The sequence below is a fragment of the Methylobacter tundripaludum SV96 genome (assembly GCF_000190755.2).
Lineage (GTDB): Bacteria > Pseudomonadota > Gammaproteobacteria > Methylococcales > Methylomonadaceae > Methylobacter_A > Methylobacter_A tundripaludum.
Window position 1 is genome coordinate 1,505,121 of sequence record NZ_JH109153.1, and the last position, 7,112, is coordinate 1,512,232.

Annotated in this window: 6 protein-coding genes and 1 pseudogene; 6 read left to right on the top strand and 1 reads right to left on the bottom strand. The window is 50.1% G+C overall.

Annotation, left to right across the window (positions count from 1 at the left end):
- Nucleotides 1-43: 43 nt before the first annotated feature.
- The 6 genes from mrcB to METTU_RS19540 all read left to right on the top strand — a co-directional run bounded on the left by mrcB (nt 44) and on the right by METTU_RS19540 (nt 6,274).
- Complete coding sequence (gene mrcB / locus METTU_RS19515) at nt 44-2,386, top strand: penicillin-binding protein 1B (RefSeq protein WP_006893705.1); 2,343 nt, start codon at nt 44-46, stop codon at nt 2,384-2,386.
- Nucleotides 2,387-2,396: 10 nt separating this feature from the next.
- Nucleotides 2,397-3,023 carry an outer membrane lipoprotein periplasmic chaperone LolA gene (lolA, locus tag METTU_RS19520; RefSeq protein ID WP_040581078.1) on the top strand — a complete coding sequence of 209 codons (627 nt, stop codon included), beginning with the start codon at nt 2,397-2,399 and terminating at the stop codon, nt 3,021-3,023.
- A gap of 73 nt (nt 3,024-3,096) precedes the next feature.
- Nucleotides 3,097-4,404: a replication-associated recombination protein A gene (locus tag METTU_RS19525; protein WP_006893710.1), complete on the top strand. Its 1,308-nt coding sequence runs from the start codon at nt 3,097-3,099 to the stop codon at nt 4,402-4,404.
- 830 nt (nt 4,405-5,234) lie between these two features.
- Nucleotides 5,235-5,492, top strand: a complete 258-nt coding sequence (locus tag METTU_RS19530) for an AbrB/MazE/SpoVT family DNA-binding domain-containing protein (RefSeq protein ID WP_006893712.1) — start codon at nt 5,235-5,237, stop codon at nt 5,490-5,492.
- Nucleotides 5,493-5,825: a type II toxin-antitoxin system PemK/MazF family toxin gene (locus METTU_RS19535; protein WP_006893713.1), complete on the top strand. Its 333-nt coding sequence runs from the start codon at nt 5,493-5,495 to the stop codon at nt 5,823-5,825.
- A 176-nt stretch (nt 5,826-6,001) separates the two neighbouring features.
- On the top strand, nt 6,002-6,274 hold the full coding sequence (locus tag METTU_RS19540) for a CCDC90 family protein (RefSeq protein ID WP_006893715.1): 273 nt from the start codon (nt 6,002-6,004) through the stop codon (nt 6,272-6,274).
- Between the two features lie 581 nt (nt 6,275-6,855).
- Here METTU_RS19540 and METTU_RS19545 read toward each other — a convergent pair.
- A pseudogene (locus METTU_RS19545) lies at nt 6,856-7,112 on the bottom strand (IS91 family transposase); the annotation flags it as partial.

Genomic DNA, 7,112 nt, shown 5'->3' on the forward strand with positions numbered 1-7,112 from the left:
TGTATAATAGCGATCGTTAATCAAGATAATGTTGTAAGAGGTTATGGCAGAAAAAACAAAAAAACGCGGGTCCGGTAGATACGACAATAAAAAAAAGGCAACTAAATCAACTTCTCATTGGTTTAGAAATTCAGTACTGATTTCTACGGTCGGATTTGCGTTTATATTGGTGAGTTATCTGGGTTACCTGGATTACAACGTTCGTACTCAATTTGAAGGCAAACGCTGGGCTATTCCCGCACGGGTTTATGCCAGTCCGGTAGAGCTCTACGCAGGCTATAACCTGACTGCCGCGAAGTTTGAAGAGTTATTGCAAACCCTGCATTATCGGCTGGATGTTCATTTGTCTTCGGAAGGGACCTATTTTAAAAACGGTTCGCAAGTCAGCGTAAAAACCAGGGAGTTTACTTTCTGGGATCAAGCCCAACCCAGCAGCGTTATACGGGTGAATTTTACTGCGTCAGGCATTGCTAACATCGTTGATGCAGCGAAAACCAAAGACCTTGCCATTGTTCGCCTGGATCCCGTGCAAATCGGCAGCTTATATCCCACCATAAAAGAAGACCGGATTTTAATTAAACTGGAGGAAGCGCCGGATATGCTTATTAAGGGCTTGCTGGCTTCGGAAGACCGGGATTTTTATCAGCATATCGGTATTTCATTTAAGGGTATCGCCAGGGCAATGTGGATGAATGTGCTCGCCGGCCACATGGTGCAAGGCGGCAGTACTATCACTCAGCAGCTGGTTAAAAACTTTTACCTGACCTCGGAACGCAGTTTGACGCGTAAAGTGAAAGAAGCCTTGATGGCGCTGATTTTGGAATATCGCTACAGCAAAGACGAGATTCTGGAAGCGTATTTGAATGAAATCTATCTGGGACAGGATGGTGCCAGCGCCGTGCATGGCTTTGGTTTGGCCAGTGAGTTTTATTTCGGCAGTTCTTTAAAGGACCTGCCTTTGGAGCATATAGCTTCGTTGATTGCGTTGGTTCGCGGGCCATCCGAGTACGACCCAAGGCGTTATGCCGATCGCTCCCTGCAACGGCGCAATCTGGTGCTGGAAGAGATGGAAGCGGAAAGCTATATCACTAAAGAGCAGGCGGCTGCGGCAACAGCCAAGCCTTTAAATGTGATTGCCAACACCCACCGGTCAACCAACCGTTATCCCGGCTTCCTTGATCTGGTCAAACGGCAATTAAAACAGGAATACAAAGAGGAAGATTTAACGTCCCAGGGGCTGAGGATTTTCACCACGCTGGATACGCGGGTTCAGGATGCGCTGGAGGATACGCTGTCTAAAAAACTGGATCAGCTGGAGAAACTGCCTAAAGCGAATGACCTTGAAGCCGCAGCCGTAGTGACGCGCAGAGACAGCGGCGAAATAGCTGCGCTGATGAGCGGTCGTGAAGTATCCAGTGCGGGATTTAATCGCGCACTGGATGCGGTCAGGCCGATCGGCTCATTAATAAAACCGGTCGTGTATTTGACGGCGCTGGAATATCCCGACAAGTACACCATTACCACGCCGGTCAGCGATACCGCCATTTTGGTTAAGGGGGCGGGCGGCAACGACTGGAGTCCTAAAAACTATGATCATCAAGAACACGGCACGATAGGCTTCCATACGGCATTAGCGCATTCTTACAATCTGGCTACCGTTCGGATAGGGATGGATATTGGAGTAGCCAGAATCGCTAAAACATTAAGAAGCATGGGCATTACCCGGCCGGTTGACCTGTTCCCGTCGTTCCTGCTCGGGGCTGCGCAATTAACACCGATGGAAGTAACCCAGATGTACCAAACGCTGGCCGGCGACGGATTTTCAACGCCGTTAAAGGGTATCAGGGCAGTGGTTGCAGCCGACGGCACACGCTTACAAAGTTATCCATTTACAGTGAGACAGGTGCTTGATCCGTCGGTAACGTATATCGTCAATACCATTTTGCAGGAAGTCATGCATGAAGGTACAGGACGCTCGGCGTATTCATCTTTTCCGCAAGACTATGGCTTGGTCGGTAAAACCGGCACCACCAATGATGCAAAAGACAGCTGGTTTGCCGGATACACGGGGGATTATTTATCCGTGGTCTGGATTGGCCGGGACGATAACAAACCGGCCGGATTGACGGGGGCAACAGGCGCTTTGCAGGTCTGGACTTCGTTAATGAAACAGATTTCAACCCAACCGGTGACCCTGATTCAGCCGGACAACATTAAGATGGCCTGGGTCGATCCGGCTAACGGCTTGGCGGCGAATGAAAATTGCTCCGGCGCGAAGCAGTATCCCTTTGTTGCCGGCTCTGCGCCGGAAGAGTCTTCACCGTGCGTCGATTCACCCGTTAATCAATTTGAAACGTTGGTTAATGAATTGTTACCGAATAATTAAAAGGGTATTTATGAAAAAAATTACAATTTTCGCAGGATTGGTGGCAATGTTGCTTTTTAATATTTCCGGCTATGCAGAAGACAAACCCGTTAAGCAACTGAGAGCGTTTTTAAAGAACACAAAATCACTCACTGCTGATTTTAAACAGGTATTGATTAATGAAGCGGGCAATCCCACTCAAACCAGTTATGGTATTTTTTATCTGCAACGGCCGGGGAAGTTCCGTTGGGATTACTTAAAACCCTTCCAACAACAGATTGTCTCTACGTCGGGGAAAGTCTGGTTTTATGATACCGATTTGGAGCAGGTGACCGTCAAAAAGCTCGACGAATCCGTGGGTTCAACACCGGCCTTGCTGTTAAGCGGGGAAATATCGCTGGATGAGAATTTCACCATGGAACAGCAGGGCGTCGACGGTAATTTAATGTGGATAAAGCTATTGCCTAAAAACCAGGAAAGCAGTTTTAAATATGTCCTGATCGGTTTAAATAACGATTCGCTGGGCGGCATGGAGTTGAGCGATAATTTCGGCCAGCTGACGCGCATTTATTTTTCCAATGTCATTTTGAACCCGCCGTTAAAGCAGACCTTGTTCGAATTTAAAGCACCGAAAGGTGTCGATGTTTTTTCTGATTGAGGATCGACAAAGGGCAAAAGGCGCAAGCTGTATGTACCGTTAGCCTTTCGTCTTTTGCCTTTGGCCTGCCCTTATGCTTTTCGATGATTTAACCAAGCCCTTGGCCGACCGGATGCGGCCAACAGAGCTAGCCGATTATGTCGGCCAACAACATATCCTGAAACCCGGCAAGCCGCTCTATGAAGCCATCGCCTCGGGACGCTTGCACTCGATGATTTTCTGGGGGCCGCCGGGCACCGGAAAAACCACGCTGGCCCGGCTCATCGCCCAACATTCCGATGCCGAGTTCATGCCGATTTCGGCGGTGCTGTCCGGCGTTAAGGAAATAAGGGCGGCGGTTGCCGAAGCCAAAAAAATCCAGTTGGAACAGCATCGGCGCACCATCTTGTTCGTCGATGAGGTGCATCGCTTCAATAAGTCGCAGCAGGATGCCTTTCTGCCGCATGTGGAAGACGGCACGGTTTATTTTGTCGGCGCGACCACCGAAAATCCGTCTTTCGCGCTGAACAATGCGTTATTGTCGAGGGCGCGGGTTTATGTGCTCAACGCATTAACGGCTGACGATTTGTTGGCAGTGATAGATAAAGCGTTAACCGATAAGGTGCGTGGTTTGGGCGGCTTGGCTATCGAAATGGCCGATGACATCAAACAGCAGTTCGCCCAAGCGGCTGACGGCGATGCCCGCAGATTGCTCAACCTGCTGGAAATTGCCGTAGAGCTTGCTGCCGCCAAGGGCGGACAGGCGGTTAACGAAGCCATTGCCAAAGAAGTGCTGTCCGGCGGCGTACGTCGTTTCGATAATCAAGGCGAAGAATTTTATAACCAGATTTCCGCGCTGCATAAATCGGTGCGCGGCAGTTCGCCCGATGCTTCGTTGTATTGGTTGTGCCGGATGATGGATGGCGGCTGCGATTTGTCCTATCTGGCCCGGCGCGTCGTCAGGATGGCATCCGAGGACATAGGCAATGCCGATCCGAGAGCCTTGCAGATTTGCATCAACGCCTGGGAAGCCCAGGAGCGCCTAGGCAGCCCGGAAGGCGAGTTGGCATTGGCGCAAGCCGTCGTTTATTTGGCCTGTGCGCCGAAAAGCAATGCAGTTTACATGGCTTACAACGCGGCTATGGCCGATGCCAGACAAAGCGGCAGCCTGGGCGTGCCGGTGCATTTAAGAAATGCGCCGACCAAACTGATGAAATCGCTGGATTACGGCAAGGAATACCGCTATGCCCACAACGAGCCGGAAGCCTATGCCGCCGGGGAAAATTATTTTCCCGATGAGCTGGCTGGCAGGCAATATTACCAGCCGGTAGACCGGGGTCTGGAAATCAAGATCAAGGAAAAATTAAAGCATTTGAAAGCGTTGGATAAGGGCGCGACTTAAGTGAATGACTATTTGGCAGCTGGAAAAATAGGACGCGGAATACTCGGATTTAAACGGACTTGTTTATCTTCGTCCCTATACGGAAGTTCATCGTTATACACAAATGTCCGCGGTACACCGTCATCCCGGCAGGGATTGCCGGGATCCAGAGCACAGGGATGTGATAGTCCGTATGAAGAATCAGTCTTATACGGTTAAAAAACGTTAATTGAATAATAACTGATGTTACGCACGGATGGTATTTCTCCCGTTTGCCGCGCCGAGCACCGGAGCTTTTATCGAGAACAGCCCGTTAGGGGCGCGGCAGGGATGCCGCGCGTCAGCAGAGGGGCAGGAGCCCCTTCTGCTGACCCTCGATAAAAGTGAAGAGCGAAGGAAGTAAGTGGCAACCGGGTCGCCTGTTCTTTGGTTACTTTCTTTTCGACTGCATGGATGCAGGAGGTAGAGCAACGCAGGAGCAGTTGCCGAGGCGAAGCAAAAGAAAGTAACTCGCCTTCGGGTGCGACAACCCGATTTAATCAAGTGTCGCGCTAGCGACTCCTTTTAATGTTAAAGCGGTCGAAATTCGACTAACTGCGTAACATCAGATAATAATGTATTCCTTGTTGAAGACTTGTGGGCTGATTTAATATTGCCATCCATGGCTTCGGCTTCTGGATCCCGGCAATCCCTGCCGGGATGACGTGTTGTGTTAATGTCTATGCCTTTAGCTAGTCGGCTGGGTTTCATTGTATTCAACCCAGCCGACTAGCTAAACTACTTGTTGCTAAGCAAAGTATCAGATGCTACAGTCACATTATATTTATGTATAACTACTAGGGGGCATAGTCATGTACACAACACGTCTTCGCAAAGTCGGCGGCTCAATTATGATGGCCGTTCCACCTGCATTTCTCGATATGTTGCATATAGGGGCCGGTACTACGGTCGGTATTGAGATTGATCATGGCAGGTTGGTGGTCGAACCTCAATTGCGGCCGCGCTACACCCTTAACGAGTTGTTGGCGCAGTGCGACGCTTCCGCACCGATGAGCGATGAAGATCATGCCTGGTTAGATTCCGGCCCGGTCGGTAACGAGCTACTGTAAATGGAGCGGGGCGACATATATTTGGTTTCACTCGATCCGACTTCAGGACGCGAGCAGCAAGAACTCCGCCCGGTTTTGGTTGTTTCGCCCATTGCTTTCAATCGTGTAACCCATACGCCGGTAGTTCTGCCTATTACTGGGGGCGGAAATCATGCCCGTACCAGCGGCTTTGCGGTGACGTTGATGGGGGCGGGCACGAATACGACGGGAGTTATCCGCTGCGATCAGCCGCGAGCTATCGACCTAAGCGCTCGTCACGCCAAGAAGCTGGAAAGTGTGCCGGAATCCATTATGGATGAAGTATTGGCACGGTTGGCCGTGATCTTCGAGTAGAATCTACAAATATTTTATTTGGATAAGGCAAATGTTGGGTTGGAACAGCATCACCCCAACCTGCTTTTTGTCAAAGATTATCGTGGTCATGGGGAAATCCCCCCAAGTTGATCCTAACAAAACAGCGAAAGTCAAATATCTGCTAAACTGTCCAAAAATAACAGGGGAGACTGAGTATGACCACTATTACCTTTGACACGCTTGAGCTGGTAGACAAGCTTAAAACTGCCGGAATTCCACAAGCGCAAGCCGAGGCGGTTGTGCGTGTGATTGCCGAAGCTCAGGATGGGCTTATCACTAAGCATGACCTAACAGAAGCCAAAAATGAAATTAAGGCCGACATGAATGTTCGGTTTGAGCGCATTGATGGTGAATTAAAGCTAAACAGATGGATGCTCGGCGTATTATTGGCTGGCGTTATATCGCTGGTATTGAAGGCATTTTTTTGATGTCAGGCATAAACAGTAAGATCAGACCGGATGCGTGATTGCAAGACCTGACCCTGTGTTTTGCAAGTGAATGCAGCGCCAAATCAATACGGCATTAAGGACTAATGATTAAGCATTACGCTATCAAATTTCTCATTGATATAAATACAGTAACCAGTTTTAAATATTCAGATTTGATCTGGCAATATTACACAGGTACTGACAGCGAATGGCTTCAAGTGTTAAGGGTTGTCAGATGCCTGCCCTCCTGCGCAAGACTGCAAGACGCGACAGAACTGGGTGGGCAGGCGTCGGACAAGCCTCGAGGGAGGAAACCGCGGGCTACGCAGCAGTGGACTAGAACAGGGGATGGACTATGGAGATTTAACAGGTGGCTGTACGGGTTAACCTGGCTCTCATGTTGGTCAGCCGAGGCCCGATATAGCCCAGTAGGTCCATCTCACAGTCTATGCGCCTGATTTTTCGTGGCGGTGGCGAGCAAAAAATAGGGATTTTACGCCACCAGGCCAAGCCTTCCCGTATCGGCTCTAACCGCCGATAAACCAGTGGCAGGTGATTTGGCGTTTGGCAGGCACTTGTTTTCATGCCGTACCTCGTTGCCAAGGTGGCGCTCGAATCGGCTGTTTGCGCGCTAAGATTTCGACGATGATCATGGCCGCACCGCAGTCGGGACAGGTGAAAGTCGGCTGGGCCGATTGTCCTACCGCATCGGTATCCCCACCGTTGAGTTCACTGTCGGTCGGCATAACCTGCAGTAGTTTACGTACCTGCGCAAGCTGTTCACGGCGGCCGCAATTGGCGAGCAAGCCATAATGACGAATGCGATGGAAGCCACTGG